The following is a 21,264-nucleotide window of genomic DNA, read 5'->3' on the forward strand; positions in this document are numbered from 1 at the left end:
GGCACATGGCGCAAAGCTATGTTTCCTTGGATGATGCCCGCCCGCCCGTGCGTTTCCCCAGCCAGCGATCGAGGAGGATCACCACGGCATCATGCAGCCCGACGATCCCTGCCATAGCTTGCGCAAGGTGAAGTGCTGCCCAGACAACCAATAAGGTCATCATCGAGAAAGCGACCATGGACACAATCCCGACCGGTCCTTCGGCCCATGGCAGGGCGGCCCCGGGCAATTGCGCGAAGAACCTTGCCACGCCAGCCACCACTCCCGCGCACGCTCCGGCGAGGGCTATGGGAACTGCTGCCAACCATGGCAAGCCCACTGATAGGGGAACAGCGAGAGTCCCGAAAATCGTCACGGGTGCCACCAAGATGCTGGCCACCACGTTAGCGATGAGCGCGTATGGAGTGAACTGCGGTTGCAGGGCCACTATCACCGGGCCGCACAGCAGCTGCGCAGACAACGGAACGGCAACACCCGCGGCTAACCACCGTGGCACCCATACAGGGATCCATGACGCAACGCGAGTGGCCAGCAGGACAATACCCAAGGTCGCCAGCGCGGACAGTAGGAACCCGACATTCGCCGCAATACCCGGGTCAAGCAGCAAGAGAACGATGGTGGCCAGGCAGAGGAACGTCAAGGATCGACCCCGCAGGCCCCCGATCAAGGCCGCCAGCCCCACAGCCCCCATCACAGCAGCCCGGAGCACACTCGGATCCGGACCCACCATCACAACAAAAGCCATCAGACCGCATGCAGCAAAAACTCCGGCTATGGGGCGTGTCAGCCTCAGGCATCGCGCTAACAAAATGAAGCCTCCCAGCACCAAGCTGCAATTGGCACCGCTGACCGCGGTCAGGTGTGTCATTCCGGTTGTCTTCATATCCGCCTCCAGACTTTCCGGAAGAGCGCTGGTATCTCCTGTGACCATGCCTGGCATCAGCCCGGCCGGGTCGGGCGGCAACCAACTGGAAGCTGCGATGAAGTGCCTCCGTACCTCGGCGGAGGATTGTCGCAGATCAAAAGTCGACGCGACGAGAACGGGCGTGGAGGACGCCGATAAAAGAGCTGCCTGCGTTTGTCCCTCCCGCACAGCCTTCAGCGTTCCCGACGTTCTGACACGCTGCCCGGGCCGCACGTCTTGCCAGCCGTTCCCACCCATAACCATCAAGTCTGCGGAACCTCGAATAACGGAACCCTTGGAGGTGACCTCAACCAGCGTTGCAGCCATCGACCACTTGTTTCCATTCGACTGGCCCGGCACGCGGACCTCCGTAGGAGCCCCTGTGATGAGCACTTGGATAAGGACGCCGCTTCCTTCTGCTACCGCCTCAGCTAGCGGCCCCTCTTCGCGGGTGTTGGTCATGACAGCACAATGAACAGCCACTGCAGCACCCATGATGCAGGCAAGGGCAATGGTGGCGGGGATCGTTCTGGCACGGTGCGGGGCTGGCCGATGACGCCGCGGGCCCACCAACAGCAGCCCCGCAGCCGAGGCCAAAATCCCCGCTACGGCTGCGGACCATGCTGCATCGATAAAAGCCCCGGCAAGTGCAACGGGCCAAGTCACCAGGACCGCGGGAACCAGCCTCAGATCCATGCGCTTCGATGGCGGTGAAACCATACTGATCTTGGTCATCCCAGCCGAATTAGCCACCCTGGACCGTCACCAAGTCTTTGAGTGATTCCATGAGCTTGGGTCCTATGCCGTCAACGGCGTCAAGTTCGTCGACGGAGGCAAAAGGTCCGTGTTCTTTCCGCCAATCAATAATTCCTTGAGCAGTCACCGGCCCAATTCTGGGGAGCGTTCCCAGTTCTTCCAGTGACGCCGTGTTGATGTTGACCTTGGCCCCTGCCGCGTCTCCTCCGGTACCGCCAGCAGAGCCGGAGCTTCCAGCAAGTGGGGTAGGCTGCGGCAGCTCGCCGACCATAGGGACCTGAATCTTGGCCCCGTCGCTCACCACCTCAGCAAGGTTGAGGCTGTTGAGTTCCGCCGTGGAAACAACTCCGCCGGCAGCCTCAATCGCTTGGAAAACCCGGCTGCCGACGGGCAAGGAAACAACACCGGGTTTCTGCACGGCACCAGCCACGTGCACGAGCACGCTGCCCGCGGCTTCTGACTGAGGGGATTCTGAAGCAGCAGGCAAGCCGGGCCCCGCAGACGAGGAAGAAGCGAGGGGTTCTGTTGTTGGCTGACCCACGGCCGATTGCCACAAGTGCCAGGCAATAATGCCAACTCCTACAACGGCAAGGAGCGCAGCAACCCGCCATGGGATTCGCCAGCGGGTCCGCGCATAGTGCGTCCCGGATTCGAGCTCCGAATCATCAGGCGTCGGACCTGGTTCGATGGGCAACTGTAAAAGCGGAATGGGCTGCGCGTCCGTACGCAGGCGGGATGCAAAACGCTGCCGGGCCGCCTGTGCTGCGGCATCTGGGGAGGCATCCCGGTTCCGGCGTGGCATAGAACGAGCCTATGGCTGCCGGTGCTGTCACAGCGGGGACGAGGTGCCCTATGTGGATAAGACGAGCGAAGGAACAATCCGTTTACGACTGGCTCCGACGAAGATGAATTTCTCTCGGATGGACCTGAACCGCATCGCTGTTCACCGTAAGAAGTCATGAAAGAAACATAACAAATTTTACAAAACTAGTGACTTTGAATGGTTTGTAACGCATGATTGATTCAGCCGACCCCAAAGACGTGAACGGCACGAACCAGAAGGGAGCGCAGATGACGCGCTTTGTTGATGTAAGCAACATGATCCGTTGGGTCAGATCCCAAGGCCCGGAATCGATCATCAAAGACCTGATTCACTATGTGGAAGAGGACTTTCGACGCTGGGCGCGGTTCGACAAGACGCCGCGCGTAGCCAGCCATACCCCATATGGCGTTATCGAGCTCATGCCCACTAGTGATCACGAGACCTACGGATTCAAATATGTAAACGGGCACCCCTCCAATCCAGCCCGGGGCTACCAAACCGTGACGGCGTTCGGCGTCCTGGCAGATGTCCACAACGGCTACCCAACGTTCCTGGCGGAAATGACGATCCTCACCGCGCTACGGACGGCAGCCACGTCCGCCATGGTCGCGAAGGCCCTGGCTCGAACCGATTCCACAGTGATGGCCATGATTGGAACCGGCAGCCAGGCAGAGTTCCAGGCACTCGCAATGAGAACGGCGCTGGGCGTTGCGAAGCTGCAGGTCTGGGACACCGATCCCGCCGCCGTGAACAAGTTCATCCGCAACATGATTCCCCTTGGATTCGAAATAGATGTTGCTTCGTCTGCTCTGGAAGCAGTACAGGGTGCCGACATCATCACAACGTGCACGGCAGACAAAGCCCAAGCGACGATCCTTAGCGTTCAGCACATTGCTCCTGGGGTCCATCTCAACGCGATCGGCGGAGATTGCCCCGGAAAGACGGAACTGGACCCATCCATACTGGAGATCGGTGACGTCTTTGTCGAGTATGAGAGCCAGACGCGGATCGAAGGTGAAATCCAGCAGATGCCGGCCGGCTTTGCCGTCACCGAATTCTGGAAGGTCCTCCTCGGCGCGGCACCAGGACGAACATCAGAAGATCAAATCACCGTCTTCGATTCCGTCGGATTTGCTGTGGAAGATTTTGCCGCCCTGCGATACGTACGGGACTCCGTGGACGGTACCGGGTTCTTTGAAGAAATAGATCTCGTTGCCAATCCTGACGATCCCAAAGACCTGTTCGGTCTTATCGGTGCTTTATCGCCCGTTGGATAGACGACGTACCCCATCGCCGTCACCATCCGCCTGATGTCTTCAGCTATGACTCCCAAACCCGGACCAAAATCCCCATCTCCTACGGAGCGCTATGTCCACCTCAATCAAGCCCCGATTACGTTCTTCACTTCTTCTTTCCGTAGCCACCCTCATGGCCATCTCGATGGTGAGTTGCACCGTCCCCACCGGTGAAGGTGGTGACGCCGGGGTTTCCGGAGAAGCAATCAAGCTCGGTCTTCTGGCTCCCCTCACGGGTGTGGCCGCTGCCGACGGCAAGCTCATGGAACAGGGCGCCCGACTTGCAGTCGATGAAATCAATGCCAAGGGCGGCATCGATGGCAGGAAGATCGAGCTCAAAGCCCTTGACGTACGAGACCAGAAATCGGATGCAGTCTCGGCCGCTGTGACGCAACTGACCTCAGACCCCGATGTTGCTGCAGTGCTCACCGGCTATGCCAGCACAACTAATTTTGAAATTGATCAACTGGCAGAAGCGGGAATTCCGTACTTGCTCAGCGGCAACAGTGCCCAGACACAGGACATCATTTCCAAGGATCCCGAAAAGTATCCTGGAGTTTGGTCCCTTGCCCCTTCATATGAGGGCTATAGCACTGGTATCCCTGAACAATTGGATGCATGGAACGCCGATGGCACGTTCCCGCTCACTAACCGCCGCGTTTACATCATCTCCAGCGACAATGCCTACTCCAACGGCATAGCTTCAGGGTTGGATAGGAACTTCAAGTCAAAGGGCTGGGAAGTTACCGGGCCCGACACTGTTCCTTTTGGGGAAGTGGACGACTGGACCACGCAGATAACAAAAATCCGACAGGTCGATCCGGCCGTGATCATCAACCTCGACTACTTGACTGCAAATGCGTCAAAGTTCCTCACACAATTCCGCCAGAATCCTACTCAGTCTTTGGTGTTTTCGCAGTACGCTCCAAGCGTCCCGGAGTTCACTGAGCTTGCAGGCAAGAACGCTGATGGCGTGCTTTACAACCTTCCGTTCGCCCCGTTGCCGGCTTTGGCCGAAACCAAGGACCTCACCCGGAAGCTGACGGAGGCATACGGGAACGAACCTAGCCTGTATAGCTACGGCCTGTACGAACAGGTCCATTTGTGGGCCGACGCGGTCAAGGAAGTCGGTGATCCTGACAAGCGCGATGAAGTCGGGGCTGCATTGGGCAAGCTGGACAAGCAAACCACGTTGGGGCGTGTCCATTTTGATCCCAAAACGCATCTGGCCGTCGCTGGCAAGGACGGCATCCCGATGACGTATTACCAAATCCAAAACGGAAAACGCCTGAACATCGCTCCCGAAGAGTTCGCTGACGGCACGTTCCACAGGCCCGAGTGGATGAAATGAGAATCTCTGGGTTATCTGCTCCGGGCACTGCGACCGCTCACCTCTTGGAGGTACGGCAGGTCAGTCGCCGCTTCGGTGGATTCGTAGCCGTGGACAACGTCACGCTGAACGTTGACGAGGGGGAGTTCCTGGGGATTGCTGGTCCTAACGGTGCAGGGAAGAGTACTCTCTTCAACTTGATCTCCGGGGTCCCGTTCGGCCCCACAGACGGAGAGATTCTCTTCGACGGCGTCAGGATTGACAAGCTCCCTGCGCACAAAATCGCTCGTTTGGGAATGCGTCGAACCTTCCAGGCAGAACAGCTGTTCCCGTCGTTGAGCGTTTCGGACAACATCGCCGTGGCCAACCACTACCTCGGCGGGCGCGGGCGCACCAAGGACGTGGAGACTGTCTTGGAAACCGTAGGTATCACCAGATACAGGGACGATAAGGCGGCGGATATACCACTGCTTGCAAAAAAGAAGCTGATGATAGCGAGTGCCCTTGTCTCACAGCCGCGGCTCCTGATGCTGGATGAACCGGCCGGTGGCCTCAACGACGAGGATCAGGCTGAACTAATCCTGCTCCTGAGGAAACTTCAGAAGGGCGGCCTGACATTGCTGATCATCGAGCACGTACTCAGCCTTATCCGCGATCTTGCCAAGAGGATGATCATCATGTCATCCGGTGAAGTCCTGGTTGAAGGAACCCCCGACGCCGTTCTTTCGGATCCGCGGGTCATGGAGGCATATCTGGGGAAGGCCGCAGCATGAGCCGCCACCAGCAGACGGTTGGCCCACTGCTCAGCGTGTATGACCTTCAGGCAGGATATGGCCGCCTGCCGGTGGTCCGATCATTTTCCATCGAGGTCATGCCGGGTGAAGCACTGGCGCTGTTGGGTCCCAACGGTCATGGAAAGACGACCGCCCTGCGCGCCATCTCAGGCTTGGGCAGGACCTCGTCAGGTCGGGTGGTCTTTCATGGCAGCGATATCACCGGGATGCCCGCCTACAGGATAGTCAACCAGGGAATGATGCATGTGCCCCAAGGCAATCAGCTGTTTCCGAGGCTCACTGTCAGGGAGAACCTGGCATTAGCAGGCGGGATCCCGGCAGCGAGGGGTCAGCGGGAAGAGACTCTGGAAATGGTCCAGGGACTCTTTCCCAAGCTCCGGCAACGTCGCGGACAACTTGTGGGCACGCTGTCCGGAGGAGAACGCCAAATGGTGGCCATCGGAATGGGCCTGATGGCCCAACCCAAGCTTCTGGTGCTGGATGAACCGACTCTCGGGCTGGCACCGAAGATCCGATACGAAATCCTTGAGACACTCCACGAAGTCCGCCGATTGGGTCTGTCGCTAGTAGTCGCCGATGGCGATATTGAGTTCCTCTTCGAACTTGCGGACCGCTGGCATCTTGTGGAGCTCGGACGGATCGTCTCCAGCGGAACCACGGACGTCAAGCCCAGCCATGAGGAAGTCATGGACATGTACGTCGGCTCCCACGCTTCAACCGCCACCAACACTATTGAAGGAGACAATCATGGCTGACGCGCTCCTTTCCATCCTAGTCTCAGCCCTCGTGCTCGGGTCTCTTTACTCGTTGATGGCCAGCGGACTATCGCTCATATGGTCCACGCTGGGAGTCTTCAACTACGCCCACGGTGCGCTCCTGCTGCTGGGTGCGTACTTCATCTGGACATTCTCGGAGAAGGTCGGTCTCCCGGTGCTTCTCGCTTTCGCCGCTGCGATTCCCTTGCTGGCTTTACTGGGCATGCTCTTGGACCTCGTCGCGGTCCGGCCATTCATTAGCAGGCCAAACGGAACGCTCTTGGTCATGGTTTCCACCCTCGCTATTGCCAACGCCGTGGAGGGCGCAGCACAACTGATCTGGGGACCGCAAAACAAGCAGATTAAGTCCGTGAGCACCTCAACGTTCGCCATGGGCGATGTGAAGATCGCAAGCTCCACCCTCATCGCGCTGGGCCTGGCCTTAGTCCTGGTAATTGGACTGATTACGTTGCTGCGAAAGACGAAGTGGGGGATGGCAGTCAGGGCAGTGGAACAAAACAGGGATATGGCGATGCTCGTGGGAATCAGGCCAGCGCGCATATACGCCGGCGTCTTTGCGGTGGCATCGATTCTGGCCTGCGCCGCTGCCTTCGTCTATGGCACGACCACCACCATTACTCCCACTAAAGGCTTTGAACCCCTGCTGACTGCCTTCGTCGTCCTGGTCTTCGGCGGGTCGGCCACTTTGTGGGGAACCCTGGTGGGCGCCTTCACCATAGGCCTGTTGGAAGCGGGCACGACGTACTGGCTCGGGCTGCAATGGAGCCCAGTCGCCGTCTTCCTGGTCCTTGTCCTGGTCATGCTGGTCCGCCCCCAGGGCTTAGTGAAAGGACGTTCGTGATGAACAGTCTTGGATCCCTCAAGCGCTTCGCTACGTGGCCGTTACTCTTGCTTGCCGCCGCCTTATTGCCGTATGTCATCATCAGCGGCTCTGCGCGCCTGCTGGCCGCCACAGCGCTCATTTACGCGCTGCTTGCCGCCAGCTGGAACCTGACACTGGGAATCGGCGGTATCTTCAACTTCGCCCACATTGGCTTCTTCGGCGTCGGCGGCTACACGATGGCTGTTGCCACAGTGACATGGGATGTAAATCCGTGGATCGGGCTCCTTCTGGCCACGGTTGCGGGAGGGCTGGCGGGTGCCCTGGCTTACATTCCGGTGATACGCATGCGGGGCATCTACATCGCACTTATCACCTTCGTCTTCGTGCAGTTGTGCTACTACCTGGTTTTGGCTATCCCAGGAATCACCGGCGGGTCCAGTGGCCTGACAGGCGTACCGGCACTGAGCTTAGGAGATTTTTCATTCGCCAAGTACTCGGGGTTGGGCTATTTATGGTTGCTCGGCGGGGCGGTGGTCCTGCTCTTGGTCCTGCTCCGGGCCACCCTACGCAGTCCGTTCGGCAAGAGCCTTATCGCATTGCGTGACAATGAAAGCCTTGCAGTGAGCCGCGGGATGAACCGCATTAGGCAGCATCTTTTGGCCTTCATCCTCAGCGGTGCCGTTGCAGGCGTCACAGGAGCCCTCTATGTTGCCTACTTCCGAGTTGCGGACGTTACGCTCTTCAGCTTCGGATTCGTCACCCTTGGCTTGAGCATGATCTTCCTCGGTGGAACCGGCCATATCTGGGGTCCGGTCTTGGGGGCGCTGATAGTCACTGTCATCGACCGCCAGCTCACGGACCTGGGACCTGCGCGTGCGATCATCATCGGCGTCGGGACCTTGCTGGTTCTTATTTTCCTCCCGAGCGGCATCTCGGGCCTCCTCGAAGACGCACTGGACAGAACGCGGAGGCTTCTCCGAAGAAACCGGAACAAATCCGCAGCGAGAGTGAATCAACTACCCGCAAGCCGACATTCGGAAGTCGAGGAAAACACACATGTCCGCTGATGCCATCGCCCGAAGTGGGCAGAACCAGCGTAGGGCAGTCCTGGACGCAGTGGATCGTTTGGCGCCCAGGATCGTCCAGTCTGTCGCCGACGCAGTCAAGATCCCGAGCATTAACCCGAAGTATCCCGGTCAGGAATACGGGAAGCTTGTGGGCGGCGAGGGGGAGGTCAGCGCCCTAATGAATGATCTTCATCGCCAAGCGGGTGCCTCGACGGAACTCGTAACAGTGGAGAAGGGCCGGGACAATGCATGCGGGCGGATTGCCGGTACAGGTGGCGGCCGCTCGCTGCTGCTCAACGGGCACGTGGATGTGGTGCCGCCAAACCGGGAAGGTCTTTGGGACAAAGCGCCGTTCTCCGGCTTGATCACCGATGATGCAGTCCATGGCCGAGGAGCTACCGATAACAAAGCCGGCACGGTCGCTGCGGCATACGCTGCCATCGCGTTAGCCGCTGCAGGCATCCGACTTCAAGGAGATCTTGTACTGCAGGCGGTCGTCGGAGAAGAAGTCGGTGACCACCTTTCGGGCACAACGGCAGCCTTACAAGCAGGATACGGGGCCGATGCTGCAATCGTCTGTGAACCATCGAACTTCTCAGACGCATCACCCAATCTTGTCCCCACCACCCCGGGACTGTTGTGGTTCTCACTGTCCCTCGTCGGCAAAGCCGCACACTCCGGTTTGCGGGGTCTTACCATTCACCCCACCCTTGAAGGCGAAGCCTTGGGTGTCAACACCATCGACAAGTTCTGGATCATCTATCACGCCCTGCGGCAGTTGGAGGATACTTGGGCGCGTCGTGACCGGCACCCCCTGTTCCAGCCGGGCTACTTCAATCTATTGCCCGGGGTGATCCGAGGAAACCCGGAGGGCGTCCTGGTCCCGTTCTTCCTTGCCGACACTCTCACAGTGGAATACTGCGTCTATCACCATCCTGGAAGAAGCAACCACGAAGTCATCGATGAGATCGAGAAGACTGTGCGTCAAGCTTGCGCCAACGATCCTTGGCTGAGCGCCCACCGTCCCGAATTTGACTGGAAGCTCCTATGGCCGCCGTACACTGCGCCAGCCAGTCATGAACTCATCCCTGCAGTCATGAAAGCCCACAGTGATTCTGTCGGCGGGTTTGACCTCGCCACGCCACCCAAACAAGAGGGGTTCCTCGGTGTTTGCGATCTCACATGGATGGATGCCCAAGGTATCGACGGGCTCGTTTATGGTCCCGGGGTTGGCCGGACCGCGCACGCAGAAAATGAGTACGTGCCGATCCACCAGATCATCACCGCAGTAAAGACGTACGCCCTATCTGCAATGGAATATTGCGGCGTCTCGGGTACTGAATCCAGCATCAAACCACCAACGACTGGCCGGAGGCGCCCGTGAACACCCCCGACATATTCATTGCTACCTGCGATCTCGCTGGGCAGGTCAAGGGGCGGGGTGCTCCTGGCGAAGCCTACGGCTCCGTTCTTCGCTCAGGGCTGGGATGGGTCCCGGCGAACCTTGGCATTTCGGCTTTCGGCAATATTGCGCCGGGCAGCGCCTTCGACTCAACCGGAGACTTGCGCCTGATGCCGGACGAGGCCACGGAAATCACTATTGCGGACGGACCCAACGCGGCTCGACTCAGGGTATTGGTGGCGGACCAAACCCAAGCTGACGGAACCGACTGGGACTGCTGCCCGAGGACCTTCCTTCGCCGGGCCATCAGCGACTTTCGGGAGCAAACGGGCCTGCGCGTTATCGCCACTTTTGAGCACGAGTTTGTTTTGGAGGGCCTGCCTCAATCGGCTCCGTTTTCCTTGCGCAGGCACCTCGACGCCGATCCCTTCGGACCAGACCTGCTGCGCCTCTTGACGGATTGTGGTCTCGCACCGGAGAACTGGTTGCCTGAATACGGGGCGAACCAGTTTGAAATAACGGTGGAACCGAGCGATCCCCTTACGGCTGCAGACAGGGCGGTGCTCTTACGCGAATTGGTCCGCGATTTGGCTATCCGACGCGGCCTCAGAGCGTCTTTCGCGCCGCTTCAGGAACCACACGGTACAGGTACCGGTGTCCATGTCCACATCAGTTTGGTGGACGACGGCGGTAACCCGGTTCTGTTCGACGCCACCCGTCCGGGCCGCCTATCCGAGGTTGGATCGAGATTTAGTGTAGGTATCTTGCGTCATGCCGAAGCGCTGACGGCGTGGACAGCGCCGAGCCCGGTTTCTTTCATGCGGCTGGCTCCGGATCGATGGAGCGCAGGCGGTATCTTCCTGGCGGAACGAAACCGCGAAGCCCTTCTCCGAATCTGTCCTACGAGTTCGGCAGGTGGATCTGCTCCCGAGCACCAGTTCAACCTTGAGTACAGGGCAGCAGACGCTACCGCTAACCCGTGGCTTACGCTTGGTGTCCTGCTCAGGGCGGGCATGTCTGGAATCGTAGGCGGTGACGAGTACCCCGAACCTGAGGTTTTCCCGGAGACGGCAGGGCCAGCTGAATTGAATGACGTGCCTCGGCTCCCAGCTACACTCCAAGACGCACTTTTGGCCTTGGAAAAGGACCAAAGCGTGACGTCGTGGTTCCATCCGGATTTGTTGGCAACGTATTTGGCGGTCAAACGGCATGAGCTCGCCCGTGTGGCTGCCCTCGATGATGCTGCCAGAATCAAAGCGGTATCTGATGTCTACTAACTCCGTAGAAGAGCTCCTGACCACCATCGCGGAAATGCCTTTGGTGGACCACCACGTCCACGGAGCGCTGAAGGATGACGTTGATCGGTCGTCGCTGGAAGAACTGCTGACGGAGTCGGACAGGCCCATTCCTGGATGGATGACGCAATTCGATTCCCAGTTGGGCTTTGCGATTCGTCGTTGGTGTGCGCCGTTGTTGGGCCTTCCTGCCCATGCGAGTGCCGACGCGTACTTTGACCGGCGTGTGGAGCTCGGGACGCCCGAAGTAACCTCGCGTCTGCTCAAGTCTGCAGGAATAGGCCATTTCCTGATTGAAACTGGATACCGCGGTGAACAAATCCACGGCCTTTCGGGGATGGAAAGCATCAGCTCAGCCCCAGTGGGCGAGATTGTCAGGCTCGAATCCGTAGCAGAGTCTCTGGCTTGGGAAGGCGTATCAGCCGCCGAATTCGCTGACGCCTATGCGGTCCGGCTCGCGCTGGCAACTCAGAACGCTGTGGGAGTCAAGAGCATCATCGCCTACCGTCATGGGTTCGACTTTGATCCAATCCGGCCATCCAAAGAAGAAGTGGAGAAGGCAGCTGCTTCCTGGCTCCGGCTGGTAGCAGCCGGTTACTCGCACCGTGTCTCGGATCCTGTGCTTTTGCGCTTCTTTCTGTGGTCGGGCGTGGACCGCGGCCTGCCCCTACAAATGCACACTGGGTACGGCGACCCTGACTTGCGTCTGGACCGCTGTGACCCGCTGCTGCTGGTTCCTTGGTTGAAGCTGATTGAACCCTTCGAGGTGGACGTACTTCTCCTGCACTGCTATCCGTTCCATAGGCACGCAGGTTACCTGGCACAGGTATTCCCGCACGTCTACTTCGATGTCGGGCTTGGGACCAACTACACGGGCGTTCAGTCTCTGGAACTGATCAAAGAGTCTCTCGAGCTGGCACCGTTTTCCAAGATCCTGTTCTCTACGGATGCATGGGGACCTCCGGAACTGCATTACCTTGGGGCGCGACTATGGCGCGAAGGAATGAGGAAGGTTCTGGGCGCCTGGGTTCGCGATGGAGACTGGGCAGAGGAGGACGCCATTCGAGTAGTTCAGATGATCGGAAGGGATAACGCGGTGCGCGTCTATGAGCTGGGGGAGAAGTGAATCCTGAAGTTTTTGAGGTGCTCAGGAGACGCATTGACCAGGAAATTCCGGGTGCAATAGCACTGCGCCATAAATTGCACAGCATGCCGGATTTATCCGGCTCCGAGGGGCCCACCCTTGAACTGGTTTTGAATGCATTGCCTGGGGACCTGCAAGCCAGGTTTGTGGCCGGAACAGGGGCAGTTCTACGAATTGGCGGACCGGGCAAGGCGATTGCTATCCGTGCTGAGCTGGATGCGCTTCCTGCGTTGGAAGAGTCCGATCTCGACTGGGCTTCCCAAAGGCCAGGAGTCATGCATGCCTGTGGGCATGATGTCCATCTGGCTGCTGTTGTTGCCTTGGCCAGGGCCGTCCACTCAACAGCGGGCGCCGCCCCCATGGCACTGGTCTTCCAACCCAGGGAAGAAACGTACCCGTCCGGCGCGAAGGACATCTGCGCCACGGGGATACTCGAGGAGCAAGACGTGCGGGCCACCGTCGCGGCCCATGTTCAGCCTCTGTTGCCCGGAGGGACGGTGGCGTGCACGCCGGGGGCTGTGAATGCCTCATCGGACGAGTTCGTCATCAACATTCATGGACGAGGTGGCCATGCAGCCTACCCGCACATTGCAGCGGACCCTGTTGTGGCGTTATCCCACGTTGTGGTCTCGCTGCAAAACATCGTGAGCCGGAACGTTGACCCCATGGATTCGGTCGTCCTCACCATTGCCACCCTTCAGGCTGGAACCGCGGCCAACGTCATACCCGGTACTGCCGCTGCCCGCGGAACGGTCCGCACCATGTCCACACCAGTGAGGGCGGAAGTCCTGCGGCGACTTGCCGAGACGGTCCGCCTGGTTGCCGCGGCCCACGGCTGCAGTGGTGAAGTTACCGTCACCGAAGGCGAACCCGTTTTGGAAAATGATGCGCACATCGTAAAGGCGACTACTCCTCTCCTACTGGCTCTCGGCATGGAAGTGGACAGTAGCCTCAGGTCTGCGGGTTCCGATGATTTTTCGTATTTCTCGGAAAAGATGCCGTCACTGATGATGTTCGTGGGTACCAGCGGCGCCGGGGATCGGTTGCATTCAAGCACATTCGTACCCCACGACTCGCATGTTTATGATGTGGCGCATGCGCTTCTGGCTGGATACGTTGGCTCCGCCAGGACGTTACTGCCCGCCCATGAATTGCCGGTGGTTGTCGCCCCCACAAGCTGACCACATGCTAGTGGTCAAGCCGTTTTGGGTTTCCTGATTGAATGGGGATCAAAAGCGGAGCCTTCAAAACTTCTTCCAGCTTTACCGCTTATGCAAGAAAGGAATGCCATGTCGCAGTCCGGACAATTTGAACAGTCTGAGAACCAATCTGCCCGGTTGACCCTGGCGGACAGAATCCGTCAAATTCAGGGTTCGCTCTCCCCGGCAGAGCACAAGCTCTCGCGAGTGTTCCTCGCCAACTACCCGACTGCAGGGTTGGAGTCCACGGTTGAATTTGCCAAAAAAGGCAATGTCAGTGCCCCCACCGTGCTCAGGTTCGTCAGCAGACTGGGCTTCAACAAGTACCGGGACTTCCAGGATGCCCTCCGCGAAGAAGTGCAGGCGCGGAGGGCATCCCCGCTGACCCTTCAAGGCAAAATACGCGCTGATTCAGCTGCTCCGGAACTGGCTCGGTCAGTGGCGGAAACGGCAGTCGAGGGCATCGAGAGCACGGTCGCTTCGCTGCCGGAGCATGAGTTCGACCGTGCCGTTGCACTGCTCTGCAATACCTCACTTCAAATTACTTCGATCGGCGGCAGGTTCTCTCAGCTTCTGGCCACCTACTTGGACTTACACCTTCGTCTTATGCGGCCCAACACCTTGGTGCATGCCCAGCATCCGAACAATGACTCCACATTCATAGCTGACCTCAGCAAGCGCGATGTCTGCGTCTTCTTTGATTTTCGGCGGTACCAGAAAGACACCGTTGACCTGGCAAAGGCAGCCCGGGCGAGGGGGGCCAAGGTAATCCTCATCACGGATCCGTGGCTCTCACCTGTTTCATTTACCGCGGACGTTGTTCTGCCGGCACGGGTGGAGTCTGCGGGTTCGTTCGACAGCATCGTTCCGGCGACCGTTTTGGTGGAAGCCCTCATCGCAGCGGTTCACGTCAAACTTGGGTCGGCGGCCGAAGACCGTATGCGGACTTTGGAAGCCGGCTATGGCACAGTGCTCGCCGATTAAGCCCGGTTTCCTTCTCGCCGGCCATCTTGCCCAAGGTGAAAGTGATGCAGAACTTGTTGAGCAGGTACGTTCCGGACAATTAGCCTCGTTTGGGAAACTGTACGATCGACACCGTTTGGCAGCCCGCCACGTAGCCTCAGCACAGGTCGACAACGCTGCTGATGTTGATGACGTAATTGCAGACGCGTTTGCGTATATTCTCCATTCCCTCGCTGCTGGTAAGGGGCCGGATACATTCTTCCGGGCATATTTGCTGACGGCAGTTCGTCGCATAGCCCATAAACACAATCAGGCGGCGACCCGCGCGAGCGTCACAGGGGACAACTTCGTGCTGGACAGCAAGCATGTGGATTCCGATCAGGTGATCGCGGACTTCGAATCTTCGGCCATCGCCGGTGCCTTTGCGACGTTACCGACGCGTTGGCAGGAGGTTCTCTGATATGTGGACATTGAGGGTATGAAACCCGCTGCGGCGTCCCCACTGCTTGGCGTGACGCCTAACGCCATATCCTCACTGGTGCTGAGGGCTCGCGAACGACTTCGCCAGACCTATCTTCAGAACCATGTTGGCTCCGCGGTGGGCGAGGTCTGCGAGGAATATTCAAACGAACTGGGCGCCTACGCACGTAAGGGGCTGGGTTCGCGGTCCATGGGCAAGGTTCGGGCACACCTGGATACCTGCTCGAAGTGCGCGGCCCTTTTACTGGACCTGAACGACATGCAGTCTGCGATGCGTGGTGTGATCTTTCCCTTAGTTGCCGGCATAGCGTTCGCAGGGGCGATACCGGCCTTGTCGGCAGGTGGGGGAGCGGTCGCTACCAGCTCGGTTGGAACTCACAGTGCCCATGGAACCATGTCTCTGTTGTTGAAGGTGAGTACCGGCGTGCTGGCGGCGTCAGTTGTTGCTGTTGGAGCCGCCGTCGCAATGGGCGGGATCGGTGCACCGAATGCCGATGTTCCTGTCGCGGAGGCCTCACTGGTCCCCGGGCCCACCATTGTGCCGAGCCAAACGACGGCGCCTGCAGGGCTATCGTCTATGGTCCCGGCCGAGGAGGGGACTGCCGGATCTCCGGGGCAGTTGAAACCAGCGATTCCAGCTTTGGTCAGACCGTCCGGTCCTGGACTGGTTAGTCCTGGTCCGATCCTGTCAGCGCGGTGACTGCCCCCGGTATTGTTGCCGTCGCCGGGTTGGTCTTCATAGGCGTTTTCCTGTGGCCGATGTAGAGCCTGGACCGCAAGAGAGAACTCTAATGACGTGGCAGCGGGAGCGGTTGGAGGGGGGAGGGGATCAATGCTCGGTTTGTTTTGATGGGCACGTTGTAGGCGGGCCTTGGGCTGTTCGCTTTTGCTGTTTCCGGCCCGTTGACCAAGTGGGCCGCCAACTGGCATTGGACGCTTAGGGACGAACAGAAGCCTTCGTACGTGGCGAAGAAGCGGCGGACTATTCGAACCGGGGCGGTCTGTTTCATGTCATTAGGTACCGCCTTAGGACTTCTTGGTTTGCTGACAGGACTCATAAACGGGCCATGGACATAGAGCTACGTTGCGCGCCAATCCTTGTGCGACCGGATCCGGACGACGGACCGGCACCGCCCGTGCAATCTGGCTCAATAGGTGACCCTGCAGCTACGGTAGCTCGGTGTGTTCTCGGAAACGTGCGCTTCCTCTGCCAAGATGCCTTGACACTGGACGGGGAGAAGATCATCATCAACCATGGCAAGGTATAGCGGCGGGCCAACTGTTCATCGGGCGATGAAAGGTCCTCGGGTGACGGGTGTGTCCCGGTCGAGCCCGCAGGGCTGGAAGGCGGAAGTAGCGACCACGCTGAAGGCCATACAGGAGGTCCGCCAGACCTGCGATAACACTGAGGTCAGAACCGTACGGTACGCGCGGAAAGCCGGCTTGTCCTGGGCGGAGATCGCCACTGCCCTCGGGGCAACCCGCCAAGCGGTATGGGAACGATGGCATGAGCTTGACGAGACCCTGCCCAAGAACGATGCATGGGGACCTTCTGCGCTGAATGACCCGGAGCCTGGCAGCACAGCAGGGCCGGAGAGCACACCTGCATGACGCAGATGAGGCTCCGGTACCCCAGTGTTTGCCGGCAGTGCGGGGCCTCCCTCGCGGCCGGGACGGAAACGATCTACGAGAGCGAAACCAGGACAGTCCGATGCCTGGCGTGTGCCACTGAGCCCGAACAAGCACATTCTCCTTCTCTGGAACCGACGCGTGACGGGTTGCGGTCACCTGCAGCCGGCACGGCAGGATCCTCTGCACGACGCGAGTATGAGCGACGCAAAACTAAGGACCAGGATAGGCTCCGGGAGAGATGGGGACGCCTCGGTACCCTGGCTGTCGCGCTCTCTGATGAGCGGACCTCCACTAAGTCCTGGGACCAGGGCGCCGTCGGCGAGGAACGTTTAGGTGCTCGGCTGGATACTGTGTCTTCAGATAGTTTGGCTGTCCTCCACGACCGGCGCATCCCTGGATCGAAGGCCAACATCGACCACATTGCTGTTACGCCGGGCGGAGTCTGGGTGATCGACGCCAAACGGTATAAGGGCCGGCCTGAACTGAAGATCGAGGGTGGCTTCCTTCACCCACGGGTCGAGAAGCTTCTCGTGGGCAGGCGTGACTCCACGAAGCTGGTTGATGGTGTGCTCAGGCAGGTCGACGTCGTGCGGGAGCATGCGGGCGCTGTTCCGGTGAATGGCGTGCTGTGCTTCATCGAAGCAGACTGGCCGCTGGTTGGGGGAGCCTTCACGACTCGTGGCGTGCACGTACTCTGGCCCAAACGGCTCGCAAAAGTGCTGGTAGCACAGTCAGCCGGCGACGTTGATGTGGCGAGGATGACGGAATTGCTAGCCTCGCGGTTCAGACCAGCGTGAGGGCAGATGCTGGTGCTCACAGGTGTACTTCCGGTCTTTCGGACATGCGGGTTACCGATGACATCTGATCTGACCACGCCGAAACTTCGAGAGTGATGTCCCCGCCGTCCTTTCGATCGCACTTGAAACGAAAGGTGGACTCACCCCTGTTCAAGGAAGTCGTCCAACCTTCTGCCGATGTCTTGATGCACCACCTTGAACTTCACATGGAAACTCAGGTGGACGACGAAGTGCGCGGCTGGACGCAGGAGGCGTTCGATGCCGCGGGCTGACTCGGCCGGCTTCTATTGCGGCTTGTAAGAGAGAGGCAGCGGGAGCTCGGCAGAGATTTATCCAGCTGTTCGGTGCGTGTATCTCAGGTACCGTGCCAGATGGACTTTATTCGACCAGGCGTGGAAGGCTTGATGGCCTGCGGGTTCCGCGGCGCCTCTTCCGTAGGAGCATTTTTCATGACAGACATGGTCCGCCAAGCAACCGCCACGACCTCGGGGCTGCGGCACGAATACTCGGCTGCGCCTTTCATATTTACCCTTGGACGAGATGGTCGATCCCCGAAGACAGCTATGAGCAGAGACTCGAACGGTTGCAGTATCTCTACCTCGGGCATGCGCTTGCCCATGGGTTGGTCCTGGTCGATGAACAACTGCGCTCCGTCGCTGCATTCCTTCCGCCCGATGCGCCCGAACCTGGACCCGATATGCAGAATGAAGTTCAGGAACTGTTGGGTTCCCGAATGACCGCGCTGGCCGGCCTCAGCTTGCCCCAGCCAACGGCGCCCACGTGGACCTTGGCCACCGTTGGAGTAGACCCAGCCCATCAAGGCAGAGGCCTGGGCACGGCCGTGGCCTCGGCGGGTCTCGCACGTATAGATCGAGAGTTAGGCGCAGTGGTGCTTGAAACCTCGGACGAGCGCAATGTGCGGCTTTACGGACGCCTTGGTTTCCTTGTCACAGACACGACCGTGATCCCGGAAGGACCCACGGTCTACTCAATGAGCCGAGCATCCCAAAAACAGCTAAACCATCCCTGATTGGAAGCGTGCGGCTCACCGCTTTTTCCCTGCACAGCGCAGGGGCACGACATCCTGATAGACACTGTTACAACTGCCGCCCCAGCTGCTCTCCCGTGTATCGCATGTCCGGCGCAATAGCACATTGCCGGGCAGGTCCTCATCGTTGTACCAGCTGTCGGGAACGGTATACGTCAGGTGCGGTTCAAAGGACTTGGTCGTGTACGTGCCGCCATCCAGGTCACACAGGCAGACGCCGGCATGGGGTCCGGGCAGGTCGACGCTGCGGAGCTGGCTGGTCGGTCGAGAGCGGCACCCTCTGGTGCAGCCATCATCGCGGCAGCACTGATTCCTTTGGTGTCGAGGGCTCGGGGCCAGGTCCGGACATCGGTAATTGTTCCGTCAAAGAAATCAACCGGTGGACGGTGGGCCTGCGCGCGACCGAACAGCGGCGGACCTTTCGCAGCGAATATAGGGTCTGTGATGACACCGTCTTCACTAGCCGGGAAACCGTTGAGGAAGCGGGCCCGTCCGTTGGCGGAATCGTAGACACCCGTGAGGTGTACCCAGACAGCGTCAAGGACATGGTCGTGCACGAGAAGAGTCTGGGGGAAATCGAGAAATACTACCCCGCGACGCGATGTGTTAAATCGTAAAACCTCGACGCCACTGATGAGCATGCGGCGCCAAACAGCGAAGTGGCAGGAGATATGCCCATTCCTGGACCGTCCAGGAGGTCAGCTCTCCACTGCTGATTTTTGCGCTCTCACAATCTCCTGCGCCAGCGGACGGGCGTCGGCAAGGAGACGGTAGTAACGCTGTCGTGGTCCTTTGCGTTCTTCCGAAGTTTCCCATTCCCCTTGCACCCAGCCGGCGGCTTCGAGGCGCTCCAGGATGGGGTAGACCGTAACCCCACTATATAGATTTAGCAGTCAAGTCGACGCTTGTTGGCGGGCTGCCGGGCGAGCTGGATTCCGACCCAATGGCCAGCACCGCGATCTTCTTACGGAACACCAACGCTGCCAGCGGTACTGTCAGCAGGGAGACGCAGACGACGAGGAAGGCCGCCAGGGCAGTCCCCAGAACAATCAAGCACATTAGGCCAATGTGAATGTCGGTGGAGCTGATGTCGCCTATGTCATCAACTGCTTGAACGCTGGCCAATGGGACGCATGCTAAGGAGAGTGCCATCTTTCGCTCCTGTGGATTCTGATTTATGAGTCAGAAGTAAGTACGGAGCAGGTTCATCCTGTGCCGCCGGTCGGGGAGAAGGTTATGCTCTTGTGATCCAACTCATGCGCCGCGGCAACGGAGAGGGTTCTACGGTGGCAACGATTGGGTGTTCCGGAGTCCAGGCAGGTAAGGGACATTAGCGTCATTAGCCGTGGGGGAAATGATGAGGCTTACGCTGCCGTCGATGAGATCCTGGAATGCGACTCTGCGGCCGCTGGCAACCAGGCCTGGCCGACCAGCTGAGCGGCGAGTACGCCGTCGTCGGCTCATAGCTCGAAGCAGCCGCACGATCACTAAACATGGCAGACTTGAAGCCTGCAAAATAAACGTCCGGAAGGAACTACCAGTGGCTGCTGCCCAAAACACCCGGGCCAAGAGCGTCGCGGCCAACACTGTCAGCTGGCGTGACGCCGCGCCGGCCGCCGTGGTCCTGATCATGGGCCCGGAGGAGTACCTCGGAATTCGCGCCACGGATGGGATTCGTACCCAAGTTCGAACCAGCACTCCGGACGTTGAGCTCAGCCGGCTGAACGCCGGCGCCTACGAGGCCGGGTCTTTGGCGATGACCGTCACCCCGTCGCTCTTTGGCGAGGGCAAACTCATTGAGGTCGAGGGCCTCGAGGCTATGAATGACGCCTTCCTGGCAGACGGGTTGGCGTATCTCCAGCATCCGGACCAGGACGTTGTCCTTGTCCTGCGCCATGCCGGGGGAGTACGTGGCAAGAAGCTGCTCGACGCCGTGAAGTCTGCCGGCTGGCCAGTCATTGATTGCCAGCCCCTGAAGAAGGACTCGGACAAGACGGCGTTTGTCGTCTCCGAGTTCAGGGCTGCGGGACGCCGCATTGAAGGCGAAGCCGTCCAGGCTTTGGTGAATGCCGTGGGTGCCAATCTCTCGGAGCTCGCGGCGGCATGCAGCCAGTTGATTGCCGACGCCACCACAGCTGTTACAGCGGAAACCGTGGAGCGTTACTACGGTGGCCGAGTGGAAGCTACGGCGTTCAAAGTGGCCGATGCTGCCATGGCCGGCAACGGACCGGTGGCATTGTCCACTCTGAGGCACGCCTTGGCCACCGGCGTGGATCCCGTTCCTTTGGTTGCGGCACTGGCGGCCAAGCTGCGCACCCTGGCAAAAGTTGCGGGAGCCAATGGTTCACCGGCCACCATCGCCAAGAACTTGGGAATGCAGCCCTGGCTCGTAGAGCAGGCCCAACGCGATGTCCGCCGATGGACCCCTGAGGGCCTGATTCGCTCTATCCAAGTCATCGCCGAGGCGGATGCCCAGGTGAAAGGCGAATCGCGTGACCCTGTCTATGCGGTGGAGCACGCGGTCACGGTTATTGCCACGTCGGCCAGCCGCCGCTGAAGCTGGCGCGTTCACCGCGGCTTCCGTTTAAACCCAAAGGCCGGCACCCAATGGGCGCCGGCCTTTTGATCAGCTCAGTCGAACTGGAAAACCTTAGAGTGCGTTGACCTTCTTGGAGATCGCCGACTTGCGGTTTGCAGCGTTGTTCTTGTGAATAACGCCCTTGCTGACAGCCTTGT

24 protein-coding genes are annotated in these 21,264 nt (G+C 59.4%); 18 read left to right on the forward strand and 6 right to left on the reverse strand.

All coding sequences use genetic code 11. The features are described from left to right. Window positions 1-16: 16 nt before the first annotated feature. Both RIF72_RS14425 and RIF72_RS14430 read right to left on the reverse strand, forming a co-directional pair. Window positions 17-1,639, reverse strand: a complete 1,623-nt coding sequence (locus tag RIF72_RS14425) for a ComEC/Rec2 family competence protein (protein ID WP_309075538.1) — start codon at window positions 1,637-1,639, stop codon at window positions 17-19. Between the two features lie 10 nt (window positions 1,640-1,649). After that, window positions 1,650-2,462 carry a helix-hairpin-helix domain-containing protein gene (locus RIF72_RS14430; RefSeq protein WP_309075539.1) on the reverse strand — a complete coding sequence of 271 codons (813 nt, stop codon included), beginning with the start codon at window positions 2,460-2,462 and terminating at the stop codon, window positions 1,650-1,652. 269 nt (window positions 2,463-2,731) lie between these two features. Between RIF72_RS14430 and RIF72_RS14435 the strand changes: the two genes are divergently transcribed. From RIF72_RS14435 to RIF72_RS14510, 17 genes are all read left to right on the forward strand, one after another. Further along, entirely contained in the window at window positions 2,732-3,760 is a 1,029-nt protein-coding gene (locus RIF72_RS14435; RefSeq protein WP_309075556.1) for an ornithine cyclodeaminase, read from the forward strand. Between the two features lie 91 nt (window positions 3,761-3,851). Next, window positions 3,852-5,129, forward strand: a complete 1,278-nt coding sequence (locus RIF72_RS14440) for an ABC transporter substrate-binding protein (RefSeq protein ID WP_309075540.1) — start codon at window positions 3,852-3,854, stop codon at window positions 5,127-5,129. Then, window positions 5,126-5,881: an ABC transporter ATP-binding protein gene (locus RIF72_RS14445; protein ID WP_309075541.1), complete on the forward strand. Its 756-nt coding sequence runs from the start codon at window positions 5,126-5,128 to the stop codon at window positions 5,879-5,881. The genes RIF72_RS14440 and RIF72_RS14445 overlap by 4 nt, the downstream gene beginning before the upstream one ends. Beyond that, the gene (locus RIF72_RS14450; protein ID WP_309075542.1) at window positions 5,878-6,657 is read left to right on the forward strand and encodes an ABC transporter ATP-binding protein; all 780 of its coding nucleotides are present in this window, start codon (window positions 5,878-5,880) and stop codon (window positions 6,655-6,657) included. Before RIF72_RS14445 ends, RIF72_RS14450 begins: the two co-directional genes overlap by 4 nt. Beyond that, the gene (locus RIF72_RS14455; protein ID WP_309075543.1) at window positions 6,650-7,519 is read left to right on the forward strand and encodes a branched-chain amino acid ABC transporter permease; all 870 of its coding nucleotides are present in this window, start codon (window positions 6,650-6,652) and stop codon (window positions 7,517-7,519) included. Before RIF72_RS14450 ends, RIF72_RS14455 begins: the two co-directional genes overlap by 8 nt. Further along, the gene (locus RIF72_RS14460; RefSeq protein ID WP_309075544.1) at window positions 7,519-8,568 is read left to right on the forward strand and encodes a branched-chain amino acid ABC transporter permease; all 1,050 of its coding nucleotides are present in this window, start codon (window positions 7,519-7,521) and stop codon (window positions 8,566-8,568) included. The genes RIF72_RS14455 and RIF72_RS14460 overlap by 1 nt, the downstream gene beginning before the upstream one ends. Continuing rightward, complete coding sequence (locus RIF72_RS14465; protein WP_309075545.1) at window positions 8,558-9,952, forward strand: M20/M25/M40 family metallo-hydrolase; 1,395 nt, start codon at window positions 8,558-8,560, stop codon at window positions 9,950-9,952. Before RIF72_RS14460 ends, RIF72_RS14465 begins: the two co-directional genes overlap by 11 nt. Beyond that, window positions 9,949-11,247, forward strand: coding sequence for a glutamine synthetase family protein (locus RIF72_RS14470; protein WP_309075546.1), 1,299 nt, complete (start codon window positions 9,949-9,951; stop codon window positions 11,245-11,247). Before RIF72_RS14465 ends, RIF72_RS14470 begins: the two co-directional genes overlap by 4 nt. Continuing rightward, the gene (locus RIF72_RS14475; protein WP_309075547.1) at window positions 11,237-12,391 is read left to right on the forward strand and encodes an amidohydrolase family protein; all 1,155 of its coding nucleotides are present in this window, start codon (window positions 11,237-11,239) and stop codon (window positions 12,389-12,391) included. Before RIF72_RS14470 ends, RIF72_RS14475 begins: the two co-directional genes overlap by 11 nt. 17 nt (window positions 12,392-12,408) lie before the next feature. Then, entirely contained in the window at window positions 12,409-13,590 is a 1,182-nt protein-coding gene (locus RIF72_RS14480; RefSeq protein WP_309075557.1) for an amidohydrolase, read from the forward strand. Between the two features lie 108 nt (window positions 13,591-13,698). Beyond that, window positions 13,699-14,592 (forward strand): MurR/RpiR family transcriptional regulator, encoded by an 894-nt coding sequence (locus RIF72_RS14485; RefSeq protein WP_309075548.1) that lies wholly within the window; start codon window positions 13,699-13,701, stop codon window positions 14,590-14,592. Then, window positions 14,570-15,031, forward strand: a complete 462-nt coding sequence (locus RIF72_RS14490) for a sigma-70 family RNA polymerase sigma factor (protein WP_309075549.1) — start codon at window positions 14,570-14,572, stop codon at window positions 15,029-15,031. Before RIF72_RS14485 ends, RIF72_RS14490 begins: the two co-directional genes overlap by 23 nt. A gap of 18 nt (window positions 15,032-15,049) precedes the next feature. Next, on the forward strand, window positions 15,050-15,751 hold the full coding sequence (locus RIF72_RS20145) for a zf-HC2 domain-containing protein (RefSeq protein ID WP_375164235.1): 702 nt from the start codon (window positions 15,050-15,052) through the stop codon (window positions 15,749-15,751). A 617-nt stretch (window positions 15,752-16,368) separates the two neighbouring features. After that, window positions 16,369-16,662 carry a hypothetical protein gene (locus RIF72_RS14495; protein ID WP_309075550.1) on the forward strand — a complete coding sequence of 98 codons (294 nt, stop codon included), beginning with the start codon at window positions 16,369-16,371 and terminating at the stop codon, window positions 16,660-16,662. Window positions 16,663-16,667: 5 nt separating this feature from the next. Further along, window positions 16,668-17,480, forward strand: coding sequence for a nuclease-related domain-containing protein (locus RIF72_RS14500; RefSeq protein ID WP_309075558.1), 813 nt, complete (start codon window positions 16,668-16,670; stop codon window positions 17,478-17,480). A 134-nt stretch (window positions 17,481-17,614) separates the two neighbouring features. Beyond that, on the forward strand, window positions 17,615-17,752 hold the full coding sequence (locus RIF72_RS14505) for a hypothetical protein (protein WP_309075551.1): 138 nt from the start codon (window positions 17,615-17,617) through the stop codon (window positions 17,750-17,752). A 311-nt stretch (window positions 17,753-18,063) separates the two neighbouring features. Continuing rightward, window positions 18,064-18,510: a GNAT family N-acetyltransferase gene (locus tag RIF72_RS14510; protein WP_309075552.1), complete on the forward strand. Its 447-nt coding sequence runs from the start codon at window positions 18,064-18,066 to the stop codon at window positions 18,508-18,510. A 173-nt stretch (window positions 18,511-18,683) separates the two neighbouring features. Here RIF72_RS14510 and RIF72_RS14515 read toward each other — a convergent pair whose 3' ends face one another. The 3 genes from RIF72_RS14515 to RIF72_RS14520 form a co-directional block, all read right to left on the reverse strand. Beyond that, complete coding sequence (locus RIF72_RS14515) at window positions 18,684-19,085, reverse strand: LamG-like jellyroll fold domain-containing protein (protein WP_309075553.1); 402 nt, start codon at window positions 19,083-19,085, stop codon at window positions 18,684-18,686. A 141-nt stretch (window positions 19,086-19,226) separates the two neighbouring features. Continuing rightward, a complete protein-coding gene (locus tag RIF72_RS20150; protein WP_375164237.1) occupies window positions 19,227-19,421 on the reverse strand; it encodes a PadR family transcriptional regulator in 195 nt (64 codons plus the stop codon). Then, complete coding sequence (locus RIF72_RS14520; protein WP_309075554.1) at window positions 19,405-19,680, reverse strand: hypothetical protein; 276 nt, start codon at window positions 19,678-19,680, stop codon at window positions 19,405-19,407. The genes RIF72_RS20150 and RIF72_RS14520 overlap by 17 nt, the downstream gene beginning before the upstream one ends. Window positions 19,681-20,068: 388 nt before the next feature. Between RIF72_RS14520 and holA the strand changes: the two genes are divergently transcribed. Continuing rightward, on the forward strand, window positions 20,069-21,085 hold the full coding sequence (gene holA / locus RIF72_RS14525) for a DNA polymerase III subunit delta (protein ID WP_178992655.1): 1,017 nt from the start codon (window positions 20,069-20,071) through the stop codon (window positions 21,083-21,085). 93 nt (window positions 21,086-21,178) lie between these two features. Here the strand turns inward: holA and RIF72_RS14530 are convergent. After that, window positions 21,179-21,264, reverse strand: an 86-nt coding sequence (locus RIF72_RS14530) for a 30S ribosomal protein S20 (protein WP_309075559.1), incomplete at its 5' end; no start/stop codon positions are given.

This window comes from Paenarthrobacter sp. (assembly GCF_031180005.1).
Classification (GTDB): Bacteria; Actinomycetota; Actinomycetes; order Actinomycetales; family Micrococcaceae; genus Arthrobacter.